Annotated in this window: 20 protein-coding genes; 9 read left to right on the top strand and 11 right to left on the bottom strand. The window is 50.8% G+C overall.

Annotated elements, in window-relative coordinates; translation table 11 throughout:
- Positions 1-25: 25 nt before the first annotated feature.
- The 8 genes from lpdA to P8H26_RS05030 form a co-directional block, all read right to left on the bottom strand.
- The gene (gene lpdA / locus P8H26_RS05065; protein ID WP_289631772.1) at positions 26-1,489 is read right to left on the bottom strand and encodes a dihydrolipoyl dehydrogenase; all 1,464 of its coding nucleotides are present in this window, start codon (positions 1,487-1,489) and stop codon (positions 26-28) included.
- Between the two features lie 67 nt (positions 1,490-1,556).
- Positions 1,557-2,195 (bottom strand): SGNH/GDSL hydrolase family protein, encoded by a 639-nt coding sequence (locus tag P8H26_RS05060; protein ID WP_289631771.1) that lies wholly within the window; start codon positions 2,193-2,195, stop codon positions 1,557-1,559.
- Between the two features lie 62 nt (positions 2,196-2,257).
- Positions 2,258-3,604: a pyruvate dehydrogenase complex dihydrolipoamide acetyltransferase gene (locus P8H26_RS05055; RefSeq protein ID WP_289631770.1), complete on the bottom strand. Its 1,347-nt coding sequence runs from the start codon at positions 3,602-3,604 to the stop codon at positions 2,258-2,260.
- A 14-nt stretch (positions 3,605-3,618) separates the two neighbouring features.
- Positions 3,619-5,022 (bottom strand): pyruvate dehydrogenase complex E1 component subunit beta, encoded by a 1,404-nt coding sequence (locus tag P8H26_RS05050; protein ID WP_289631769.1) that lies wholly within the window; start codon positions 5,020-5,022, stop codon positions 3,619-3,621.
- 12 nt (positions 5,023-5,034) lie between these two features.
- Positions 5,035-6,075: a pyruvate dehydrogenase (acetyl-transferring) E1 component subunit alpha gene (pdhA, locus tag P8H26_RS05045; RefSeq protein WP_289631768.1), complete on the bottom strand. Its 1,041-nt coding sequence runs from the start codon at positions 6,073-6,075 to the stop codon at positions 5,035-5,037.
- Between the two features lie 131 nt (positions 6,076-6,206).
- On the bottom strand, positions 6,207-6,536 hold the full coding sequence (locus tag P8H26_RS05040; protein ID WP_289631767.1) for a septum formation initiator family protein: 330 nt from the start codon (positions 6,534-6,536) through the stop codon (positions 6,207-6,209).
- Positions 6,537-6,751: 215 nt separating this feature from the next.
- A complete protein-coding gene (gene eno, locus P8H26_RS05035; protein WP_289631766.1) occupies positions 6,752-8,029 on the bottom strand; it encodes a phosphopyruvate hydratase in 1,278 nt (425 codons plus the stop codon).
- A gap of 296 nt (positions 8,030-8,325) precedes the next feature.
- Positions 8,326-10,395 carry a murein L,D-transpeptidase gene (locus P8H26_RS05030; RefSeq protein ID WP_289631765.1) on the bottom strand — a complete coding sequence of 690 codons (2,070 nt, stop codon included), beginning with the start codon at positions 10,393-10,395 and terminating at the stop codon, positions 8,326-8,328.
- A gap of 292 nt (positions 10,396-10,687) precedes the next feature.
- On the opposite strand from P8H26_RS05030, the gene P8H26_RS05025 reads away from it, so the two are divergent.
- The gene (locus tag P8H26_RS05025) at positions 10,688-12,307 is read left to right on the top strand and encodes a fumarate hydratase (protein WP_289631764.1); all 1,620 of its coding nucleotides are present in this window, start codon (positions 10,688-10,690) and stop codon (positions 12,305-12,307) included.
- A 98-nt stretch (positions 12,308-12,405) separates the two neighbouring features.
- Here the strand turns inward: P8H26_RS05025 and P8H26_RS05020 are convergent, their stop codons facing one another.
- On the bottom strand, positions 12,406-12,774 hold the full coding sequence (locus P8H26_RS05020; RefSeq protein ID WP_289631860.1) for a DUF971 domain-containing protein: 369 nt from the start codon (positions 12,772-12,774) through the stop codon (positions 12,406-12,408).
- 179 nt (positions 12,775-12,953) lie between these two features.
- Here P8H26_RS05020 and moaA point away from each other — a divergent pair, with 179 nt between their 5' ends.
- The 8 genes from moaA (at position 12,954) to P8H26_RS04980 (ending at position 20,386) form a co-directional block, all read left to right on the top strand.
- Positions 12,954-13,991, top strand: coding sequence for a GTP 3',8-cyclase MoaA (gene moaA / locus P8H26_RS05015; protein ID WP_289631763.1), 1,038 nt, complete (start codon positions 12,954-12,956; stop codon positions 13,989-13,991).
- Between the two features lie 130 nt (positions 13,992-14,121).
- Complete coding sequence (locus P8H26_RS05010) at positions 14,122-15,042, top strand: DMT family transporter (protein ID WP_289631762.1); 921 nt, start codon at positions 14,122-14,124, stop codon at positions 15,040-15,042.
- 30 nt (positions 15,043-15,072) lie between these two features.
- Entirely contained in the window at positions 15,073-15,759 is a 687-nt protein-coding gene (gene mobA / locus P8H26_RS05005) for a molybdenum cofactor guanylyltransferase MobA (RefSeq protein ID WP_289631761.1), read from the top strand.
- Positions 15,756-16,271 carry a molybdopterin-guanine dinucleotide biosynthesis protein B gene (mobB, locus tag P8H26_RS05000; RefSeq protein WP_289631760.1) on the top strand — a complete coding sequence of 172 codons (516 nt, stop codon included), beginning with the start codon at positions 15,756-15,758 and terminating at the stop codon, positions 16,269-16,271. The genes mobA and mobB overlap by 4 nt, the downstream gene beginning before the upstream one ends.
- A gap of 317 nt (positions 16,272-16,588) precedes the next feature.
- Positions 16,589-17,398 carry an ABC transporter substrate-binding protein gene (locus P8H26_RS04995; RefSeq protein ID WP_374708222.1) on the top strand — a complete coding sequence of 270 codons (810 nt, stop codon included), beginning with the start codon at positions 16,589-16,591 and terminating at the stop codon, positions 17,396-17,398.
- A 510-nt stretch (positions 17,399-17,908) separates the two neighbouring features.
- Positions 17,909-18,721 (top strand): transporter substrate-binding domain-containing protein, encoded by an 813-nt coding sequence (locus P8H26_RS04990; RefSeq protein ID WP_374708221.1) that lies wholly within the window; start codon positions 17,909-17,911, stop codon positions 18,719-18,721.
- A gap of 100 nt (positions 18,722-18,821) precedes the next feature.
- Complete coding sequence (locus P8H26_RS04985; protein WP_289631759.1) at positions 18,822-19,556, top strand: ABC transporter permease; 735 nt, start codon at positions 18,822-18,824, stop codon at positions 19,554-19,556.
- On the top strand, positions 19,553-20,386 hold the full coding sequence (locus tag P8H26_RS04980) for an ABC transporter permease (protein WP_289631757.1): 834 nt from the start codon (positions 19,553-19,555) through the stop codon (positions 20,384-20,386). The genes P8H26_RS04985 and P8H26_RS04980 overlap by 4 nt, the downstream gene beginning before the upstream one ends.
- A 104-nt stretch (positions 20,387-20,490) precedes the next feature.
- On the opposite strand, the gene lpxB is transcribed toward P8H26_RS04980, so the two are convergent.
- A complete protein-coding gene (gene lpxB / locus P8H26_RS04975; protein ID WP_289631857.1) occupies positions 20,491-21,672 on the bottom strand; it encodes a lipid-A-disaccharide synthase in 1,182 nt (393 codons plus the stop codon).
- An 82-nt stretch (positions 21,673-21,754) separates the two neighbouring features.
- Positions 21,755-22,633: an LpxI family protein gene (locus tag P8H26_RS04970; protein ID WP_289631856.1), complete on the bottom strand. Its 879-nt coding sequence runs from the start codon at positions 22,631-22,633 to the stop codon at positions 21,755-21,757.
- Position 22,634: the final 1 nt, after the last annotated feature.

The raw sequence follows: 22,634 nt of genomic DNA, 5'->3' as shown, positions 1-22,634 counted from the left end.
TTTAGTCATCAGGCCGGAATAAATATTAAGCGTTCAGAACTTTGCCATAGGCATCCAGCACGCTTTCCTTCATCATTTCTGACAAGGTAGGATGCGGGAATACGGAATGCATCAGTTCTTCTTCCGTGGTTTCGAGATTCATTGCGATCACGAAGCCCTGAATGAGTTCGGTGACTTCAGCGCCAACCATGTGTGCACCGAGCAGCTGGCCGGTCTTCTTGTCGAAAATGGTCTTAACCAGACCCTGATCTTCGCCCAGCGCAATCGCCTTACCGTTTGCAGCAAACTGGTAGCGGCCAACGCGAATGTCAAAGCCCTGCTCTTTGGCCTTAGCTTCGGTCAGACCAACGGAAGCAACCTGCGGATTACAATAGGTGCAGCCCGGAATTTTGCCCTTATCCAGCGCATGAACATTCGGCACACCGGCAATCTTCTCAACGCAGATAACGCCTTCATGCTCGGCTTTATGCGCCAGCATCGGAGGACCGGCAACGTCGCCGATGGCATAAATGCCTTCGACATTGGTCTTGCCGTAACCATCAATCACCACGCAACCGCGATCGGTTTTAACGCCAAGCGCTTCAAGGCCGAGATTTTCAATATTGCCGACAACACCGACAGCCGAGATCATACGGTCAGCCGTGATTTCCTGCACCTTGCCGTCATTGGTTTCAACGCTGGCGGTAACCGAGTTTGTACCTTTGACCACTTTGGTCACTTTGGCTTCGGTGATGATCTTCATGCCCTGCTTTTCGAGCAGTTTACGGGCAAAAGTCGAGATTTCTGCATCTTCAACCGGCATGATATTTTTCATGACTTCAACAACAGTCACGTCAACGCCCATTGTGCGGTAGAAGGAAGCAAACTCGATACCAATCGCACCTGAGCCCATAACCAGCAGGCTCTTTGGCAGTTCTTGCGGAACCATTGCTTCGAAATAGGTCCAGATCAGCTTGCCATCCGGCTCAATGCCAGGCAGCGCACGAGGGCGCGCACCGGTTGCCAGAATGATATTCTTGGCTGTGTAAGTACCCTCACCCAAAACGCCTTTTGGCACCGGATTCTGTGGCAGCATCGGCTGTTTGGTGGTTTTGGAAACCACGATTTCAGCAGCTTTACCGGCGGATGCGCCTTTAGTGACTTTGGCTTCGCCCCAAATCACGTCGATCTTGTTCTTCTTCATCAGGTACGCAACGCCGCCATTGAGGCGCGCTGACACACCGCGCGAACGGGCAACAACTGCCTTCACATCCGCGCTGATTTTACCTTCGAGCATCAGGCCGTAATCCTTGGCATTTTCACCGAAATGCAGGATTTCAGCCGAGCGCAGCAGAGCTTTGGTCGGAATACAGCCCCAGTTGAGGCAGATGCCGCCAAGGTGCTCACGTTCAACAATCGCGGTTTTAAGTCCGAGCTGAGCGGCACGGATAGCAGTTACATAACCGCCGGGACCGGAACCGACCACGATAACGTCGTAATTGTTGGACACGCTCATTCTCCTTGAATGGTTTCAATGCCGGTTACCGGCGCATCATTCATTTTATCTATTTAATTTATTACAAACCCAAGATCAGGCGCACGACAGGCTCCAGCGCCTGTCCGATTGCCCGTGTATTTTCCGCATCCAGATGCACACCATCCAGCGATGTGGTTTTGGCAACGCCGGATGCATCAAAGAAGCTGCATTCCGTTTCATCCGCCAGATCTGACAGCAGCAGCCCCAGCTTGCGTGATTCCGTAATACCACCGGCAAAGAGCGAGGCAAAAAACGGATCAGCACTCTCAGTGATATGCGGCGGAGCTACAATCAAAATATCCGGCACCGCATAGCCTTCGCGATACGGATGATTGCGGATCATCTGGATCAGTCTACGCATACCGCAATGGCTGGAAAAAGCATCACCAACGACCTGCGGTTTCATATCATTACTGCCGAGCAGGATAATCACCAGATCAAGCGGCGCATGGGTGCCAAGCAATGTCGGCAGAATACGCGAACCGTTGCGGTCTTCCGGTGCGGTATAGTCATCAAAAGCAGTGGTGCGGCCGTTCAGCCCTTCAGCAATCACATGCGCCTGAGAACCGAGTGCCTTCTGCAAAACAAACGGCCAGCGATCTGCAAGCGGCAATCGTGCACCGTCCGGCGCCTGATAGCCCCATGTCAGTGAATCACCAAAACACAAAACTGACTTCATAAATCCACCACCAGATCAAAATAGAAACGGTGCTCCGATATGAACCGGAGCACCAATCTGGATTACACCAGCATGCCCAGCGGGTTTTCAATGTAGTTCTTGAAAACCTTCGCCAGTTCCGCAGCCAACGCACCATCAACGGCACGGTGATCGGTGGAAAGCGTGACGGACATTACGGTTGCAACAGCCAGTTCGCCGTTTTTAACAACTGCGCGCTGTTCACCGGCACCAACTGCAAAGATTGTTGCATGTGGCGGGTTGATGATGGCAGCGAAGTCTTTAACGCCGAACATACCGAGGTTAGACACCGAAGTGGTGCCGCCCTGATATTCTGTTGGCTTCAACTTACGATCACGGGCACGTTTGGCCAGATCTTTCATCTCATTGGAGATGACTGACAGAGCCTTGGTTTCTGCGCCACGAACGATTGGTGTGATCAGGCCACCCGGAATAGAAACGGCAACGCCGACATCCGCGTGTTTGTGCTTGACCATGCCTGCATCAGTCCAGGAAACATTGGCTTCCGGAATATCGCGCAGTGCCAGAGCGGTTGCCTTGATCACCAGATCATTCACCGAAAGCTTGTAAGCAGGTGCTTCGCCCTTTTCGGTTTTGATCATTGGTGCCGCAGCATTGAGCTGTGAACGCAGAGCCAGCAGAGCATCCAGTTCGCAATCAATCGTCAGATAGAAATGCGGAACAGTCAGCTTGGATTCCATCAGGCGGCGCGCAATAACCTTACGCATACCGTCATGCGGTACCAATTCGTATGAACCTTCCTCAAACATTTTGAGGGTAGCTTCATCCGAAGCGCCGGATACGGCAACCTGAGGTGCTGCAGCAGAAGCGGCAGGTTTAGCAGGAGCTTTAACGCCGGAAGCGATCGCAGCTTCAACGTCCTTACGAATGATGCGGCCATGCGGACCGGTGCCGGAAACAGCGGCCAGTTCCACGCCTGCATCTTTGGCAACGCGACGTGCCAGCGGCGAAGCGAACAAACGCTCGCCCTGAACAGCAGGCGCTGCAGCTACTGCCGGAGCGGCAGCCGAAACCGGTGCCGGTGCGGATACTGGTGCAGCGGCAGCAGCAACCGGTGCTGCTTCAGCCTTTGGTGCTGCGGCCGGTGCATCGCCTGAAGCTGCCTTCGCAGCTTCAGCAACATCTTCACCATCTTCCGCCAGAACAGCGATCAGGGCATTGACCTTCACGCCTTCAGTTCCGCCAGCAACAACCAGCTTGGCCACGATACCTTCATCAACGGCTTCTACTTCCATAGTTGCCTTGTCGGTTTCGATCTCAGCAATAACGTCACCTGCGGAGACCTTATCGCCTTCTTTGACCAGCCATTTTGCCAGATTACCTTCTTCCATTGTCGGAGAAAGAGCCGGCATCGTGATTTTGATAGCCATGTTTAATCTTCCCCTTAACGAGCGTAGGTGACAGCTTTAACAGCCTCAACAACTTCCGCAACCGATGGCAGTGCCAGCTTTTCAAGGTTGGCGGCATATGGCATCGGCACGTCTTTACCGGCGATGGTCATAATCGGCGCATCGAGATAGTCGAAAGCCTGCTGCATCACGCGGGTCGCAATTTCTGTACCCACGGAAGACTGCGGGAAGCCTTCTTCAACAGTAACCAGACGACCGGTCTTTTTGACCGATTCAATCACAGTCGGCATATCCATCGGGCGGATGGTACGCAGATCGATGATTTCAACGTCGATACCCTGCTGAGCCAGCTCTTCAGCTGCCTTGATCGCATAGGTCATGCCGATACCGAAGGACACGATAGTCGCATCTTTACCGACTTTATGAATGCGGGCTTTGCCGATTGGCAGCACAAAATCTTCAATGTCCGGCACATCAAATGTGTGACCATACATAACTTCGTTTTCAAGGAAGATGATCGGGTTCGGATCACGGATCGCAGCCTTGAGCAGACCTTTAGCATCAGCAGCCGAATAAGGCATGATGACTTTCAGACCCGGAATATGGCTGTACCATGCCGCATAGCACTGGGAGTGCTGTGCACCAACGCGCGCTGCGGCACCCGAAGGACCACGGAACACCATAGGCGCGCCCATCTGACCACCGGACATATACAATGTCTTGGCAGCGGAGTTGATGATCTGGTCAATCGCCTGCATGGCGAAGTTGAAGGTCATGAACTCAACAATCGGACGCAGACCGGTATAGGCCGCACCGACAGCGATACCGGCAAAGCCGTGCTCGGTGATTGGTGTATCAACAACGCGCTTGTCGCCGAATTCAGCCAGAAGGCCTTTGGTTACCTTATAGGCACCTTCATATTCAGCAACTTCTTCACCCATCACGAATACGTCAGGGTCGCGGCGCATTTCTTCAGCCATTGCGTCACGCAGAGCGTCACGAACAGTGGTCGGCACCATCTTTGTGCCAGCCGGAATATCCGGGTCATTGGCAACTTCAAGCTTAGGAGCAGCAGGAACCGGAGCTGCAGGTGTTGAAGCACCTGGCTTCTCACCGGCAACAACTGGTGCTTCTGAAGTAACCATTGTCGGCTGTGCAGCAGCAGGAGCCGCGGCACCAATGCTGTCAGCGCTTTCGCCGTCAGCCAGCAACACAGCAATCACTGAGTTTACCTTAACGCCTTCAGTGCCTTCAGCAATCAGCAGCTTGCCGATGGTGCCTTCGTCAACAGCTTCCACTTCCATGGTCGCTTTATCGGTTTCAATCTCAGCAATGACATCGCCGGAAGTGACTTTGTCGCCTTCCTTTTTCAGCCATTTGGAGAGTTTGCCCTCTTCCATTGTCGGGGAGAGCGCTGGCATAAGAATTTCAACAGGCATAGCGCTCGCTCCTTACAGCAGAATATCAGTGTAGAGTTCAGATGCATCCGGCTCCGGATCATTCTGTGCAAAGTCTGCTGAATCAGCAACAATGTCACGAACTTCCTTATCAATCGCCTTCAGGTCATCTTCCGAGAACCAGCCATTATCCATCATACGGTATTTAACCTGCTCGATCGGATCATGCTCGGAGCGCATTTTCTGCACTTCATCCTTGCTGCGGTATTTCGCAGGATCGGACATCGAGTGACCACGGTAACGATAGGTCTGCATTTCAAGAATGATCGGACCCTTGCCGGAACGTGCCCATTCCAGTGCTTCTTCACTGGCGGCGTTCACAGCGCGCACATCCATACCGTCAACCTGAATACCAGGAATGTTGAAGGACAGACCGCGACGGGAGAAATCGGTTTCAGCCGAAGCGCGGGTTACAGCAGTACCCATCGCATAGCGGTTGTTTTCGATTACAAATACAACAGGCAGCTTCCACAGCGATGCCATGTTGAAGCTTTCGTAAACCTGACCCTGGTTGGCAGCGCCGTCACCAAAATAGGTGATGGAAACGCTGTCATTGCCGCGGTAGCGGTTTGCAAAGGCCAGACCGGTGCCGAGCGACACCTGCGCACCAACGATACCGTGACCGCCGTAGAAATGTTTCTCTTTCGAGAACATATGCATCGAGCCGCCCTTGCCTTTCGACAAGCCGCCCTGACGACCGGTCAACTCAGCCATCACGCCGCGCGCGCTCATACCGGCTGCGAGCATGTGACCGTGGTCGCGATAGGCAGTGATAACCTGATCGCCCTCATTCATGGCTTTCTGCATGCCGACAACAACAGCTTCCTGACCAATGTAAAGGTGACAGAAACCGCCGATAAAACCCATACCATAGAGCTGACCGGCTTTTTCTTCGAAGCGACGGATCAGCAGCATCTCACGGTAAGCGTGAAGATCTTCTTCTTTGGTGAACTGGTTAGGCTGAGGTGCCTTGAGAGTGTTAGACAGAGCTGCCTGCGATTTAACCGCAGCAGTTTTTTGTGCCCTAGGTGCCATATTTTGCTCCCTGTTATGGTGGGCGCAGAATAAACCTCATCAGCCAAACTTACAATATGTCTAAACAGCTAATTTTTCACTATTTAAGTTGTTGATATTTATAGCAAAACATCCAATTAACTGCAATTCAGTTAATTGGTCTTTTTGCCGCGATCAACGATAATCGTGACCTCATCTGCATGAGACAGATTCAATGCGCGGCGCGCCTGCTCATCCAGAATATCCTTGTCAATTGAACCGTCACGCAATTGCAAAACCTGACGCTCCAGAGACACTCTTTGCTCGGTCAGATCGGTCAGCTGCGTATTGAGCATAACGGTCTGCGCCAGCAATTGTTCCTTGGAATAGATGCCGTAAGCACCATTATAAGCATGAAAACCGAAATAGGACAAAAACGCCGTCGCCAGAACCGGCACAACCAGTCGACCCTTAATGCTTTTACGCTTTTGTTTTGTCCACATACTCACACCTCTTGAGCAATAAGCATCCGATACGCGGATATCTGCTCACAAAAACAGGACTGCGATTATCAACACACGATAAATTCAATCCGATATTTATTTAAAGCATATTAGCCTTAACAGAGACTTACAGAACCAAACCAAAAACAGCTTCTTTACAAAAAAGGCCTGCATTTTCATGCAGGCCTTTTCTCAATTTATTTCAAAGCAAGATCTTAGAGGCCTTTGAAAGCCGCGCGACCTGCATAACGTGCCTGCGAGCCGAGCTCTTCTTCAATACGGATCAGCTGGTTGTATTTTGCCAACCGGTCGGAACGTGCCAGCGAGCCGGTTTTGATCTGACCGCAATTGGTGGCAACAGCGAGATCTGCAATGGTTGCATCTTCTGTTTCACCCGAGCGATGCGACATCACAGCGGTGTAGCCGTTCTTATGCGCGGTTTCCACAGCATCCATAGTCTCAGACAGCGTGCCGATCTGGTTGACTTTAACCAGAATGGAGTTGGCAACACCCATTTTGATGCCATCACGCAGACGCGCTGAATTGGTTACGAACAGATCGTCACCAACGAGCTGGGTCTTCTTGCCTGTCAGATCGGTGAGGGTTTGCCAACCTGCCCAATCATCTTCCGACATACCGTCTTCAATGCTGATAATCGGATAGTCAGCGGCCAGTTTGGCCAGATATTCAGCCTGCTGCTGTGGTGTGCGTGTTACGCCTTCGCCTTCATAGACGTAGTTACCGCCCTTGAAGAATTCAGTCGCGGCGCAATCCAGACCGATTGCAATTTCTTCACCTGGCTTGAAACCGGCTTTAGCAATCGATTCCATAACGAAATCCAGCGCTGCTTCCGCACTCAGCAGGTTAGGAGCAAAACCGCCCTCGTCACCGACATTGGTGTTGTGACCGGCAGCTTTCAGGCGGGATTTCAGTGTGTGGAACACTTCCGCACCGTAACGCACAGCTTCACGCAGAGAAGATGCACCAACCGGCAGAATCATGAATTCCTGAAAATCAATCGGGTTGTCCGCATGTGCGCCACCATTGATGATATTCATCATCGGCACCGGCAGGATATGGGCATTGGCACCACCAACATAGCGATAAAGCGGCTGACCGGAGGCCTGTGCAGCAGCCTTGGCAACAGCCAGCGATACGCCGAGGATAGCATTGGCGCCGAGGCGGCTTTTGTTTGGCGTACCATCCAGATCAATCATGGTCTGATCGATTTCGATCTGATATTCCGCTTCATGACCGGCCAGTGCGTCAAAAATCGCACCATTCACGGCTTCAACAGCCTGTTCAACGCCTTTACCCAGATAACGGGTGCCGCCATCACGCAGTTCAACTGCTTCGTGAGCGCCGGTTGACGCACCGCTTGGTACAGCCGCACGGCCAAAAGAACCGTCTTCCAGTGTCACGTCAACTTCAACAGTCGGATTGCCACGGCTGTCGAGAATTTCACGACCGACAATATCGATGATCGCTGTCATTGGGAGTATCCTTCCATAAAGCATGTCCGGCAAAATGACGAAGCGGTTTTGCGTAAAGACAATGCGTAAAACAAACCGGTAGAGCCAACACCGCGCCGCCCTAATCAGCCGAAACGGTATTACAGAAATTTCGCGCTATTGATAACCAATCAGATTGCCGGACGCAAAGGACTTCGGCCAATCAGATGTTAATTTCCGGATTTTCAAACGATATTAAAGTGAAGAGTTTGCGACAGCGCGCGCAATCACTCCGTTTCAAACAAAAAAAAGAGCGGTTTGACCGCTCTTTTTATCTGTCACATCGAGGAAACCCGACTCTGTTCCGTTTTCTGGAAGGCCTTTGCCAGACCTTCATCGCGTGCATAAACATCGTCATAATAACGAATTTTACCGCTCGCCTCATCCGGCCATGCAGTAAAATAAGTCAGGTAAATCGGCACGCCGGACGGCACCTTAATGCCGCGCTCATTCTTGCCGAAATATTTGGTCAGATTCTCCTGCCCCGTGCTCATTACGGCCGAAGCCATAGCTCGCGGATCAGCCAGACGGATACAACCGTGACTGACTGCACGCATATCGCGTTTGAACGCAGCCTTTGACGGCGTGTCATGCAGATAAATGTCATGACTGTTCGGGAACAGAATTTTCAGCTCACCCAAGGCGTTACTTGGCCCCGGTTTCTGACGCACACCAACATGCGCTTTGCCCTGCGCCACCGCCGACCAGTTGACCGAGGATGACGGCACACGCTTGCCGCCAACAATCACTTCATAATTATTGCGATCGAGATAACCGGAATCAGCCAGAATACGCGGCATCATCTCATTCATTACAATAGAACGCGGTACGCCCCATGACGGGTTAAAAACAACTGTGCTGATCGTATCATAGAAGAAATGCGTCTGATTGCGCGCAGAGCCAATCACCACATCCATTGCCAGCTGTTCTTTGCCCTGATCGAAATATTGCGCTCGATAGGAAGGCTGGTTGACGAAGACATAGCGCTGTCCGAAATCACGCGGCAGCCAGCGCAGACGTTCCATCGCATAGAGAATACGCTCGCGTTTGACCGAAGATGTTTCGCCCTGCAAGCCTGCGATGGTCGCACGACCAATCACACCATCCGGCGTTTTGCCCATCAGTTTCTGGTAGTCTTTTACCGCTGCCACCAGTTCAGGATCATACAGTGTCCCGTCTTTGTGACGGTCAAACATCTCCTGATAGCTATTCAGATAACCGGCAGGAGCCTTTTGTACGATCAGCGCCAGAATTTTTGGCAATTCAGCATTGCTCTGACCCGGCTTAATCAGCGTGTCCGCTGCAATACGAACAGTGTTTTTTGTTTCCGGCTTCATCGAAGCCAGCTGCGCTTTCAGCTTCTGATAATAGCTGTTTTGCGGATTGAAACTGCTGAGTGTTTCCGCAGGTTCAGCATCCGCAGCCAGTGCTTTCAATACCAGATCAGGTTTAATGCGATTGCGCGGCAGATCATGGAATCCGCTCAGACGATTGGCGATCACCCGCCCCTCACCGGCATCCAGCGCATAGCGCAGTGCCCGTGCAGTCAGATTGATTTCAAATGCAGCCATTTCACGAATACGCTGCTCTTTATGTGTATTGTCAAAGGCCAGATCAGGCACTTTCACCGCATATTCAGCGGAGACCAGTCCATCTTCTTCAGCACGCTCAAACAATGCGAGCACATCTTCAGCGCGGGATGAAACATTCAACCCGTCAGACCATAGCAATGCCTGCTCGGTTGCATAGAAAGTGACAATGGCCTCAGCGACAGATTGTTCGGCCTTCACACCCGTGGATTTCATTGCATCCAGAACAGCAGTCACCAGAGCTGTGTCTGTTTCTGCCAGTGCTTTCTGAGCAGGCGATTTCATCAGCCCCTCAGCACGCTGCGGCAAAGTGCTGATAAAATCAGCAGTCTCGCTATATAATACGGAAGGCACCAATACAGCGCCACCCGCATCATTATCAGGGATGGCAGCGGTCAGCTGCATATCAACAGCCGTAAAATCGACTTTTACAAGCTTCTCAGGCCGGTAGTCATAAACTTGCGGGCCTTTAACAGCCACAGCTTTAACAGCTTGTATTACTGGTTTAGCAGGTTTTGCAGCCCGTGGAGCAGGATTAGCCTGTTGCATCTGTGGTGCTGGCGGAACAACCTGCTGGTTCTGCAATTCCCGCGCCTCACGCTTCTGACGAAACAAATCCATCAGATTACTGGCGGCACCGGCGCTTTGCACCGGAACCAGAACGGCTGCTCCCGTCACAGCAGCAATGGCCGTTGTTAAAAAAGCGCGTCGCATTGAAGTGCTAACGATCGGGCGGCGGGATTTCAGCGGAAAAGTCATATCTGTCCGTCAGCTCTTTTTGCAAAATAAAGCGATGAATTCAGTTTCCGCTGGTTTTCCGGAACTGCAATGATTCACTCCCAAGACTGTGCGCCATTGTGATTTAGAAACTTTTAACAATAAATATAATTTTACGGCACAAAGCCCTTCTGCCTGCCAAATAGCCGAAAAAGATCAATCTGCCGCAGTGGCAAGTGCGGCCACAAACGCTAAAAGCCCGTCATCTGATAGTTTTACTTCCATCCGGCTGCGCGCGGCCTCTCTGCGACGAAACCGGTGAACAAGGTGATATATGGCTGAGCAATTGAATACCGGCATGTTTCCGCTAGGTGATGATACAACCCCCTATCGCAAGCTGACATCTGATTATGTCTCGGTCGATACATTTAAAGGTCAGGAAATTCTGACCGTTGAAACAGAAGGCCTGCGCCTGCTGGCCGAAGCAGCTTTTGCCGATATCAACCACCTGCTGCGCCCGGGTCACCTGCAGCAGCTCAGCAATATTATGGAAGATCCGGAAGCGACCGATAATGATCGTTTCGTTGCCTATGATCTTCTGAAAAACGCCAATATTGCCGCCGGCGGTGTGCTGCCGATGTGTCAGGATACCGGCACAGCGATTATTATGGGCAAGAAAGGCCGCCGCGTCTGGACTGAAGGCGGCGATGAAGGTGCGCTGGGTTCTGGCGTGATGGATGCCTATTTCAAAAAGAACCTGCGTTATTCCCAGCTGGCTCCGCTGGAAATGTTCAAGGAAGTTAACACCAAGAACAATCTGCCAGCCCAGATCGACATTTATCAGGAAGGCGAAGACGCCTATAAATTCCTGTTTGTTGCCAAAGGCGGCGGCTCTGCCAATAAAACCTTCCTGTTTCAGGGCACACCGTCTCTTCTGACCCATGACCGGATGGTCGAGTTCCTCAAAGAGAAAATCCTGACGCTCGGCACCTCAGCCTGCCCACCATACCATCTGGCGATTGTGATCGGCGGTACATCGGCTGAACAGAATCTCAAGACTGTTAAGCTCGCCTCCACCCGTTATCTCGACAGCCTGCCGACCAAAGGCTCCGAAGACGGCCATGCGTTCCGCGATCTGGAGATGGAAAAGGAAATCCACAAGCTGACCCAGTCTCTCGGCGTGGGCGCACAGTTTGGCGGCAAATATTTCTGTCATGATGTGCGTGTTATCCGTCTGCCTCGCCACGGCGCATCACTGCCGATTGGTCTGGGCGTTTCCTGCTCGGCTGACCGTCAGGCCAAAGGCAAGATCACCAAAGACGGTATTTTCCTTGAAAAGCTGGAAACCAATCCGGCAAAATACATGCCGGACATTGATGAAGCCAAGCTCTCCGACAGCGTGGTGAAAATTGATCTCAACCAGCCAATGGCAGAGATTCTCAAAACCCTGTCGCAGCATCCGGTTAAAACCCGCCTGTCACTGACCGGCTCCATCATCGTGGCACGCGATCTGGCGCACGCGAAAATCCGCGAGCGTCTGGAAAACGGCGAAAGCATGCCGGATTATTTCAAAAATCATCCGATCTATTATGCAGGCCCTGCCAAGACACCAGCTGGTTACGCCTCAGGTTCCTTTGGCCCGACAACTGCTGGCCGCATGGATTCCTATGTGGATCAGTTCCAGTCTTTCGGCGGCTCTATGGTCATGCTGGCTAAGGGCAACCGCTCCCGTCAGGTGCGTGATGCCTGCGGCAAACATGGTGGTTTCTACCTCGGCTCCATCGGTGGCCCTGCCGCGCGTCTGGCTCAGGACTGCATCAAAAAAGTTGAAGTCGTTGAATATGCGGAACTCGGCATGGAAGCCATCTGGCGCATTGAAGTGGAAGATTTCCCTGCCTTCATCGTTATTGATGACAAGGGCAATGACTTCTTTAAAGAGCTCAATCTCTCGTAAAATCAAAAAGAAAGCCGGAGGAAACTCCGGCTTTTTTGCTTTTTTAAATTTACGCAGTTTCGAACGAAAAACCGGCGTCCACTTTTTCTGAAACTGCTTTAATGAAACTTCGGTTCGCGGCTGAGGTTTTTAGCTTTCAGCTCATCAAGATAACCTTGCCAGCGGGTTTCATATTCTTCGCCCAACTGATGCAGGTAGATCCACGTAAACAGGCCGGTATCGTGCATATCGTCAAACGTAATGCGCACTGCATAATTGCCAATCGGATCGAGCTTCATAATCCCGACATTGATCTTGCCCGGCACAGTCACACGCTGCTCCGGTGAATGTCCCTGCACTTCCGCTGATGGTGACAAAACGCGCAGCATTTCCGCAGGGAATGAATAATTATGCCCGTTGTTAAATGTCACAGACAGAGTTTTCCGATCTTGTGAAACCCGCAACTCTTCCGGCCAGATATCGCTCATTAAATGATCCACCATATTCATGTCTGTCTGATGTGGTAGTCTCAGAAACGCTGACGGGCAAGAGCCTGTGTTTATACAAAGCAGAGCCTGCGTGACATAATGGTACTGGACAGCACCATATGTTGATCTTATCTCTCTTTATATAAGCTAAAAATTGAAAGAACCGGCACACGCGAAATATGGACATAGCAGTACAAAACAGCAGCATAAATGCGCCTCAGGCGCCTATGATTGACCCGTTTGGACGGGCAATTACCTATTTGCGCGTTTCTGTGACTGATCGCTGTGACTTCCGCTGCACCTATTGCATGGCCGAACATATGACCTTTCTGCCAAAGAAAGATCTGCTCTCACTGGAAGAGCTCGACCGGCTCTGCACAACTTTTATTGATAAGGGCGTGCGCAAAATCCGCCTCACCGGCGGTGAGCCGCTGGTGCGCAAAAACATCATGCATCTTATCGGCAGCCTGTCCCGTCATATTGAGACAGAGCGACTTGACGAGCTTACACTGACGACCAACGGCTCCCAGCTCTCCCGCTACGCAAAAGAACTGGCTGATTGCGGTGTTAAACGCATCAATGTTTCGCTCGACACGCTGGATGCAGACAAATTCAAGACAATTACCCGCTGGGGTGATCTGGCACAGGTTTTGCGCGGGATTGATGCGGCACAGCAGGCAGGCATCCATATCAAGCTCAATGCCGTTGCATTGAAAGGTTTCAACGATCATGAAGTTCCGGACATGCTGCGTTGGGCGCATGGCCGCGGTATGGATATGACGCTGATTGAAACCATGCCGATGGGCGAGATTGATCTAGACCGCACCGATCAATATCTGCCGCTTTCCATGCTGCGTGCCTCGCTTGCTCGTCAGTTCACCATGACTGACATTCCCTATCAGACCGGCGGCCCTGCCCGTTATGTACAGATTGCAGAGACCGGCGGACGACTGGGCTTCATTACACCGATGACCCATAATTTCTGCGAAAGCTGTAACCGTGTACGCATAACCTGTACGGGTACGCTTTATATGTGCCTCGGTCAGGAAGATGCCGCTGATTTGCGTGAACCGCTGCGCGCGAGTGCCGACAATCAGTTGCTGTCAGAAGCGATTGATAATGCCATTCTGCGCAAGCCTAAAGGCCATGATTTCATCATCGACCGGCGGCACAACCGCCCTGCAGTCTCGCGTCATATGAGTGTGACCGGCGGTTAAGTCATATAATTGATTTTTATATCATTATTTTGCTGTGCATGACGCAAACGGGTGACCATGTCGCATAAATACTTGTTATAAGCGCTGTACAGACAGAAACCTCTTCAGGTTTTCTTGCAGGAACATGACCGTGGCACTTTCAGCAAATATTCGCTCCAGCCTTTATATGATGCTCGGTATGGGTGTCTTCGCCATTGGTGATGCTCTGACAAAATACTCTGTGCAGACGCTTAATCTCGGCCAGTTCATGTTTATGCGCGGAATATTATGCATTGTGCTGCTGCTCATTCTTGCAGCAAAACAGGGACATCTTGGTCGCTGGCGCGATGCTCTGGACAAAACAACCCTGCTGCGAGGCTTCGGTGAAGTAGGCGCCACGACCTGCTATCTGGTGGGACTGACACATCTCTCACTCGCCTTTGTGTCTTCCGTTTATCAGGCTGTACCACTGGCGGTAACACTGGGTGCGGTGCTTTTCCTCGGCGAGCAGGTTGGCTGGCGGCGCTGGTTGTCGATTGGCATCGGTTTTATCGGTGTCCTCATTATCATCCGCCCCGGCGGCGATGGCATGAACGCCTATTCCTTGCTACTGCTGATCGGCGTTGGCTTTACAGCGATGCGCGACCTGACAACCCGCCGCATCAATATGCAAATCCCGACTATTCTGATCTCTGCCATGACGTCAATTATGATCACCATTACCGGTTTTGTTATGATGCAGGCGGATACGGGCTGGGTGCAACCAACCATAACAGATATGACACATGTCAGCATTGCCGCTGTTTTGCTGATTATCGGCTATCACTGCATCATTCTGGCGACCCGCGTCGGCGATATGTCTTTTGCCTCACCGTTCCGCTATACCAGTCTGCTCTGGGCGATTGCTCTGACCTATATTGTTTTCAACCAGATACCGGATCAGAACACTCTGATCGGATCGGCAATCGTGGTCGCCAGCGGTTGCTATATGCTTTATCGTGAGGCGATAACCGGCTACCGCATGCGCAAAGAACTGCGCAAGCAAAAAGCAGAAAGCGGCATTTCCGCATAAACACCACACACCGCAGAGGTACTCTTTACAATGCCGGGCGATGAGACAATTCTGACGGGCGAAAATGTACTGGGCCTCATCCTCGCAGGTGGCAGCAGCCAGCGGCTTGGCGGCGGTGACAAATCCCTGCGGCCACTGGGTGAGCATTCAATTCTTCATCAGGTCTGCGCACGGCTGAAACCACAGACTGATCAGATCGTCATCAGCGCCAACAGTGACCCTGCATTTTTTGCAAGCTTCTCCTATCCGGTCATCAACGACGGGAAATGGCTTAATAGCGGACCGCTGGCGGGTATACTTGCCGGTTGTCACTATGCCCGAACGCATGGATGCAGCCATGTGATGAGCGTTGCAGGTGACACACCATTCTTTCCGCCAGATCTTTTGCAGCGCCTCGCGCAAGCACGGGCAGCAGCTCCCGCATCCACGAAGGAAACCATTGTCTTTGCCCGCTCAGATTTTGGCGCGCATCCGACTTTTGCCTTATGGCCTGTTGCCATTGCACATTCACTTGAAAACTGGTTCAGCGAAACAAAGCGGCGCAGCATTCGGGTTTTTGCCGCCAATCATAATGTCTCCTATGCGGATTTCAGCGAAACTGATAAAATAAGCGGGCTTGATCCGTTCTTTAATATCAACACCCAAACAGAGCTGGCACAAGCCAGATCAGTCTGGCAATTGCAGGACTTAAGCAACCGGCAGGAGCCTGAATCATGACACAGAAAATTTTTGGTATTACCGGCTGGAAAAACGCAGGCAAAACGACTTTGACAGAGCGCGTGGTGAAAGAGTTGACCAGACGCGGCTACAGAATCTCCACAATTAAACATGCACATCACAGCTTTGACATCGACATGCAGGGCACAGATTCTTACCGCCACCGTGAGGCGGGAGCAAAAGAAGTGGCGATTGTTGCCTTCAGCCGCTGGGCTCTGATGCACGAATTACGTGATGCGCCGGAACCCTCGCTGGAGGAAGTTGTGAGCCGGATGGCCCCGTGCGACCTCATCATTGTCGAGGGCTATAAAAACGACAAGCACCCTAAAATTGAAGTCCGGCGTAAAGACAGTCCGACTCAGATTCCACTCAATGCTGATGAATATTCCATCGTTGCAATTGCCACTGACGAGTCTTTAAAGGAGCAAAGCGTACCGGTTCTTGATCTGAATAATATCGCTGCCATCAGTGATTTTATTGAAAATTATTGCGCATTAAGCCCCGCAAACTGATCTCACAGTATCGAACTGTCAATTTCATTTTTAATAAAACAAATTAAATTCATCAGATAAATAACTGATTTAATTATAGTATTTTTAAATTATGCACAGCAAAGCCCATTTCATGAAAATTCTAAAACATTCGCGCTTCATCATACTGTCTTAAAACACTTTTTTGCCCTTGCCTTTCCCGCAAAAATGGTGGGAATATCGCTGCGAACAATTATTGCGTCTGAAACCGGTAAAAAACAAACTGTTAAAGAAAACCGGCTTTGTATTTCCGGCGTAATAGTTCTGACTTTTGGATGGGTTAAACGGGTGAAAAGTATATGACAAATTATAAGAGAATTATCGGAACCGCACTGTCTGCCATTATGATGACCGGAGCAGTCTCACTAACCGCTACTGCTGTGCAGGCGCAGGAACCTCTGAAACTGACAATCGCAACTGAAGGTGCATACCCTCCGTTCAACTTCATCAATGCTGCTGGCGAACTTTCCGGTTTTGACGTGGATATCGGCCGCGCATTGTGTGAAGAAATGAAAGCTGAATGCAAGTTCATCACCATTGAGTGGGATGGCGCGATTCCGAGCCTGCAGGCCGGTAAATTTGATGCATTCATCGCTTCAATGTCCATCACTGATGAACGTAAGAAGCAGGTTGATTTCAGCAATAAATATTACAACACCCCTCCGGGTCTGGCTGCGCCAAAAGACACCGACATCAAAGGCACAACCAAGGAAGATCTGGCCGGTAAAACCATCGGCGTGCAGATCTCCACGACACACGCCAACTATGCGGAAAAGACTTTCACAGACAGCACAATCAAAGCCTATCCGACTGCGGAAGAATATCGCCTTGATCTGGCAAACGGCCGCCTCGATGCAGCCAGCGACGACAGTGTGACCCTGTCTCAGTGGCTGAAAACCGAAGACGGCGCTTGCTGCAAGATGGTTGGCACATGGGCACCGGTTCTTGAAATTCATGGCCCGGGCGCAGGCGTAGCTTTCAAAAAAGGCAATCCTGAACTGATCGCCAAGTTCAACGATGCTATTAAAGCCATCCGTACAAATGGCAAATACAAAGAAATCAACGACAAGTACTTTGAATTTGACGCCTATGGCGCCGAAACAAACTAAGCACCCTGTGCGCTTGTAAAATACGCGACAAGAAAAGCTGCATTTTTATAATGCAGCTTTTTTCATTTTCGGGCGGTAAATTCCATTTAATGCAAAAAGTGCATCAACCTATGCACAATGATCTGAAACCGGATTATCCCATGCAGGCACTATAACTTTTTGCACATTAATTTCCGATCCAGAACGGCACAAAAAACGACAACAAAGAGTTTAACAAACCACATTTAAATTATTGATTTAATTATATTAAATGCAGTTTTAATATTACACATTTCGCATATACGCGTGATATTGAACTTGTCCAGCGCTTTATTTTTCCACGCTTGCGTAAAACATGTTTTTGATACTTGCCTTTGATGCCGGAATGATGGGAATATCGCTGTTAACAAAATTTTCTTCGCTATAAAAACGAACCGTACTAAACAACGGCAAAGAGAATAAAAACAATAAAACTTATGACTGGTTTGCATCAGCGATATCATGGGGGATATCAAAAAAATGAGAAATTCAATGGGAACAAGCCGTACTTTCAGTAAGGCTATGCGCAGTCTCGCAACTGCCGGCGTTGTAACAATCAGCGCAATGGCAGCACTTTCTGCATCGGCCTACGCACAGGAACAGCTTGTTCTGAAAGTCGGATCGGAAGGGGCATATCCTCCGTATAATTTCGTCAAAGCTGACGGCACTGTTGCCGGCTTTGAAATCGACATTGCCAATGCGCTTTGCGATGAACTGAAAGCGAAATGTGAAATCGTTGTTCAGGATTGGGATGGCATGATCCCTGCGCTGCAATCCGGCAAGCTGGATGTGGTGATCTCCTCAATGTCGATTACACCTGCCCGCAAAGAGCAGGTTGATTTCAGCAATAAATATTACAATCCTGCCGCTGCTATCGCTGCACCGAAAGATTCTGATATTAAAGGCACGACAAAAGAAGACCTCGCCGGCAAAACAATCGGCGTTCAGTCCTCAACCATTCATGCTGTTTTCTCTGAAAGCGCCTACACTGACAGTAAAGTCAGTTCCTATGGCAGCTCGGACGAAGCACGCATGGATATGGTTGCCGGTCGCGTGGATGCTGTGAATGACAATATTGTCTCGCTGATCGACTGGCTGAAAACACCGGATGGCGCATGCTGCAAGCTTGTCGGCCCGGTTAAGGCTGATCTGGAAATTCATGGCCCCGGTGTCGGTGTTGCCATTAAAAAGGGTCGCGAAGAGCTGGTTGAGAAATTCAACACAGCTATTCTGGCCATCCGCACTAGCGGTAAATATAAAGAAATCAACGACAAATACTTCGATTTCGATATTTACGGCGAATGATACTGAATACACCGGCCAGCTTCGTCTGGCCGGTATTTTTAAACTGATCGTGACGGGTGACAAACCACTCTTGTCGCCCGTTCTTACAGGGATTTACTAAATGGAAAAATATGCTGTGTTGATTGGCTTTGGTCCGGACGGATGGGGGCTGAGCATAGCATGGGGACTGTTAACAACCGTTTTGCTGGCTCTTGCCACTCTGCCAATCGGTTTGTTGCTCGGTTTCCTTGTTGCCTTAGGAAAGCAATCGGCTGAACCATCACTTCGCCTCGCTTCCAATATTTACACCACGATTTTTCGCGGCCTCCCTGAACTGCTGACACTGTTTCTGGTGTATTTCGGTGGTTCACTTGCCGTTCAGAAAGTATTTGCACTGATTGGCTTTCAAGGCTCCGTTGAGGTTAATGCCTTCGCTGCCGGTATGATTGCCCTGGGTTTTGTTTTCTCTTCCTATTCCAGTGAAGTGTTTCTGTCTGCCTTCCGCGCCATTCCAAAAGGCCAGTATGAAGGTGCTTATGCTATCGGCCTTACCAATTTTCAGACTATGCGTAAGGTCATCTTACCGCAGCTGATTAAAATTGCCCTGCCCGGCCTTGCCAATTTGTGGATGGTTCTGCTGAAAGATACATCTCTGGTATCCGTTATCAGTCTTACCGATATTCTGCGTCAGACCTCTGTTGCAGCGCGTGTGACCAAAGAACCATTCCTGTTCTACGGCGTGGCCTGCCTGATCTATCTGGCACTCGCAATCATCTCTTCTTACTTTATTGCCCGCATTGAAAAATGGGCTGAAGGCAGCCGCAAAAAGCCGGCGCCGAGCGTGGTAAGCCAATGACAACGATAACAAACACGCAATCCGAACGCGTTTTCCGCCCTGCTGAACCTGCCCGTCCCTGGACAGGTGCACGGATTACCGGCCATATACTGGTTGCCATATGGCTGGCTCTCTTTGCCGGTCTTGCCATCTATCTCTATAATTCATGGCAGATAGATCTGATCGAAACCTATGCACCACGCTATTGGAACGGTCTGAAAACAACCCTCGTACTGGTTTCTCTTTCCATTGTGCTTGGCGCATTGCTGTCTTTGCCGGTTGCTTTCGCCCGTATGTCGGACAACCGCATATTGGGCGCTATTGCCTATGCCTATGTTTACTTCTTCCGTGGCACGCCGCTGCTGGCGCAGATCTTCCTGATCTATTATGGTCTTGGAACATTCCGCCCGTTTCTGGAAACCATCGGCCTTTGGGGCTTCTTCCGTGAAGCATGGTATTGTGCAGTGCTGGCCTTCACGTTGAATACAGCAGCTTATCAGGCTGAGATTCTGCGCGGCGCTATCCTCAGCGTGCCAAAAGGACAGTGGGAAGGTGCCCATGCCCTTGGCTTGTCAAAGTTCCAGACCTTCCGCAAGATCATTCTGCCACAGGCACTGATTGTTGCGCTGCGTCCTTACGGCAATGAAATCATTCTGATGATTAAAGGTTCAGCCATTGTTGCAATCATCACGGTTTATGACCTGATGGGTGAAACACGCCGCGCCTATTCCCGTACATTTGATTTCCAGACATATCTGTGGGCTGCAATCATCTATCTGGCGATTGTTGAAGTTCTGCGTAACATTATTGAATGGATTGAGCGTAAAATCACCATTCATCTTATTCGCTAAATCGCGATCGTTTGGACTGACAAAAAAGCCTGCCCCTGAACATCAGGGGCAGGCTTTTTAAGTTTTAAACACTCAGAAGAAATCGGGAAGCTAACAGCAGAAAACTAAGCGGCTTTGCCGTTCCCTACCAATTCAAGCAGCACATCCGCGCCCAACTCACCTGCGGGCTTTTCTGTATGCATTTTTTGAATAATCCGCTCGAAACCTTCGATTTGCGCATTGCGCACAAGACCATCTTCCAAAAGCCCTTCAATCTGGCGGCACAACATGCCCACACGAACAAATTCGTTGAAGAACTCAGGAATAACCGGCGTGTCATCAATAATATTAGGCAGTGATGCGCTCCAGACCGTAATCAGCCGTGTCAGAAACAACCGGCTAAAAAGATCTGCCTTGTAGGTAATAACCGTCGGTATTTTCGTCAGCGCCAGTTCCAGTGAAACCGTGCCGGAAGCTGCCAATGCCACATCCGCCTTGGTAAAAGCATCCCATTTCGCCGCTTCCCCGCTCACAATAAGCGGCTTAACCGGCCAATCCTTCGTCAGGCTCTGCACGTAGGCTTCATGGCGCTCCGGTGTCGGCAAAATTGCATTCACCGCTGTGCCGCGCTCATGCAGCATAGCCAGCGTTGCACCAAAATCTTTAAGCAGAGCCTGTATTTCAGAGCGGCGCGAGCCCGGCAGCAGCAAAATGGTTTTTTCAGCATCACCATCTGGTAGTTTCCGGTTTTTACGCTCTTTGGATACATCCAGCAAAGGCTGATAGCTGGTTAACCGGTGCCCGACATAAGTGGACTTAGGCCCTGAAAGCCGTTGCATGACCTCAACTTCAAACGGCAGCACGGTCAGAACATGATCAATATATTTGCGTATTTCTTTGGCGCGGTGCGGTCGCCATGCCCACACGGTTGGTGCAATATATTTGATGATTGGTATCGACGGATCAGCTTGTCTGACTTTTTTGGCAACGCGATGCGTAAAGTCCGGACTGTCAATAATCAGCAAGCAATCCGGCTTTGCGGCAACAATTGCCTTCGCCGTCTGGCTGATACGCATTATCAGCTTCGGCAGCCGCGCCAGCACAGCGCCAATCCCCATCAGCGCAATCTCATCAGGGTCGAACAAGCTTTGTAAACCGCGTTGCTGCAAATGCGTACCGCCAACGCCGACAAGGCTGATCAGGCGATCCGTTTTGGTGCGCAGTGCATCCACCAGATCCGCACCCAACAGATCACCGGATTCTTCACCGGCAACCACAGCAATTTTCAAAGGGAGTTTTTCGCTCATCGTCTGACCGGCATCCTTGAGAGTGTGGAAAGTGTTGAGCATAATTGCTGCGCAGCAGCAGAGCTATACAAGTTTCAATATTTTATTCCGAAGGGCTGTCGAAGGTAACAATAAACAATCCTTCAGCATCCGCAGCCTGAACAGTATCCTTGTAGGATAGCATCACCGTACGTCCGGCCTCAATCGCGATACCGGAAAGTCCTGCAGCAGCAATATTGGCAACCGTATCAATACCAATGGTTGGCAGATCGGCGCGCTCATCCTGCGAAGGTTTTGCGCATTTTACCAAAACCCCGCCCTGACGCGGGATACGGCCTTCATCGCGCATTTGCCGGACGCGCTCAATCATATTATCCGTGCCTTCAGCGCCTTCAAGCGCAACGACACGCCCGCCAACGGCAACGGCACCCTGCCCGACATCAAGTGTCCCGAGCAGTCTCGCAGCTTCACGCGCGAGCTCAATATTATGCTGTTCTTTCTTGTCAGGCTTAGTTGTCGTCAGTACTGAGGCCGCAGGCGCCAGAATATCCGGCACAATCTGATGCGCGCCAACCATACGAAACCCGTAGGATTCCAAAAGCCCGATAAAAGCCCGCAGTAATGCATCATCGCCCTTACCCAGTGCACGAAATACACGGGGCAAAGCACGAAGCGTGGTCAGATCCAAACGAATATCGCTTAAATGCGGGCGCTGCCGGACACCGCCGGCTAAAATCACATTTTTCGCACCGGACTGTTTCAGCGCCTTAATCAGGCGGGTGAACTCCACCACTGAAACCGTAACATGCTCGTAGCGCTTAAGGCTTTCATCCGCTTCGCCTTTAAGGCACAGGATAAAAGGCGGATTACCTTTTCTTTCAAGAGCTTCCGCCACAACCTGCGGCAGAAGCCCGTTACCGGCAATAATGGCAGTTCTGGCTTCAGCATCAGGAGCCTGTGCAGGAACAGCGCTTTCCATCATA

The sequence above is a fragment of the Pseudochrobactrum sp. sp1633 genome, from assembly GCF_030376605.1.
GTDB lineage: Bacteria > Pseudomonadota > Alphaproteobacteria > Rhizobiales > Rhizobiaceae > Pseudochrobactrum.
The sequence above is the reverse complement of the archived record's forward strand: the minus strand, read 5'-3'. Positions and strand labels throughout refer to the sequence as shown.

What these genes read in the sequence shown, in the direction of transcription:
- P8H26_RS05030 (WP_289631765.1), bottom strand. Translation starts at nt 10,395, where the DNA reads ATGACTTTTCCGCTGAAATCCCGCCGCCCGATCGTTAGCACTTCAATG.
- mobA (WP_289631761.1), top strand. Translation starts at nt 15,073, where the DNA reads ATGCCGGGCGATGAGACAATTCTGACGGGCGAAAATGTACTGGGCCTC.
- P8H26_RS05025 (WP_289631764.1), top strand. Translation starts at nt 10,688, where the DNA reads ATGGCTGAGCAATTGAATACCGGCATGTTTCCGCTAGGTGATGATACA.
- P8H26_RS04995 (WP_374708222.1), top strand. Translation starts at nt 16,589, where the DNA reads ATGACAAATTATAAGAGAATTATCGGAACCGCACTGTCTGCCATTATG.
- P8H26_RS05040 (WP_289631767.1), bottom strand. Translation starts at nt 6,536, where the DNA reads ATGTGGACAAAACAAAAGCGTAAAAGCATTAAGGGTCGACTGGTTGTG.
- P8H26_RS05020 (WP_289631860.1), bottom strand. Translation starts at nt 12,774, where the DNA reads ATGAGCGATATCTGGCCGGAAGAGTTGCGGGTTTCACAAGATCGGAAA.
- P8H26_RS05055 (WP_289631770.1), bottom strand. Translation starts at nt 3,604, where the DNA reads ATGGCTATCAAAATCACGATGCCGGCTCTTTCTCCGACAATGGAAGAA.
- moaA (WP_289631763.1), top strand. Translation starts at nt 12,954, where the DNA reads ATGGACATAGCAGTACAAAACAGCAGCATAAATGCGCCTCAGGCGCCT.
- pdhA (WP_289631768.1), bottom strand. Translation starts at nt 6,075, where the DNA reads ATGGCACCTAGGGCACAAAAAACTGCTGCGGTTAAATCGCAGGCAGCT.
- P8H26_RS04970 (WP_289631856.1), bottom strand. Translation starts at nt 22,633, where the DNA reads ATGATGGAAAGCGCTGTTCCTGCACAGGCTCCTGATGCTGAAGCCAGA.
- mobB (WP_289631760.1), top strand. Translation starts at nt 15,756, where the DNA reads ATGACACAGAAAATTTTTGGTATTACCGGCTGGAAAAACGCAGGCAAA.
- eno (WP_289631766.1), bottom strand. Translation starts at nt 8,029, where the DNA reads ATGACAGCGATCATCGATATTGTCGGTCGTGAAATTCTCGACAGCCGT.
- P8H26_RS05050 (WP_289631769.1), bottom strand. Translation starts at nt 5,022, where the DNA reads ATGCCTGTTGAAATTCTTATGCCAGCGCTCTCCCCGACAATGGAAGAG.
- lpxB (WP_289631857.1), bottom strand. Translation starts at nt 21,672, where the DNA reads ATGAGCGAAAAACTCCCTTTGAAAATTGCTGTGGTTGCCGGTGAAGAA.
- P8H26_RS04990 (WP_374708221.1), top strand. Translation starts at nt 17,909, where the DNA reads ATGGGAACAAGCCGTACTTTCAGTAAGGCTATGCGCAGTCTCGCAACT.
- P8H26_RS04980 (WP_289631757.1), top strand. Translation starts at nt 19,553, where the DNA reads ATGACAACGATAACAAACACGCAATCCGAACGCGTTTTCCGCCCTGCT.
- P8H26_RS04985 (WP_289631759.1), top strand. Translation starts at nt 18,822, where the DNA reads ATGGAAAAATATGCTGTGTTGATTGGCTTTGGTCCGGACGGATGGGGG.
- P8H26_RS05060 (WP_289631771.1), bottom strand. Translation starts at nt 2,195, where the DNA reads ATGAAGTCAGTTTTGTGTTTTGGTGATTCACTGACATGGGGCTATCAG.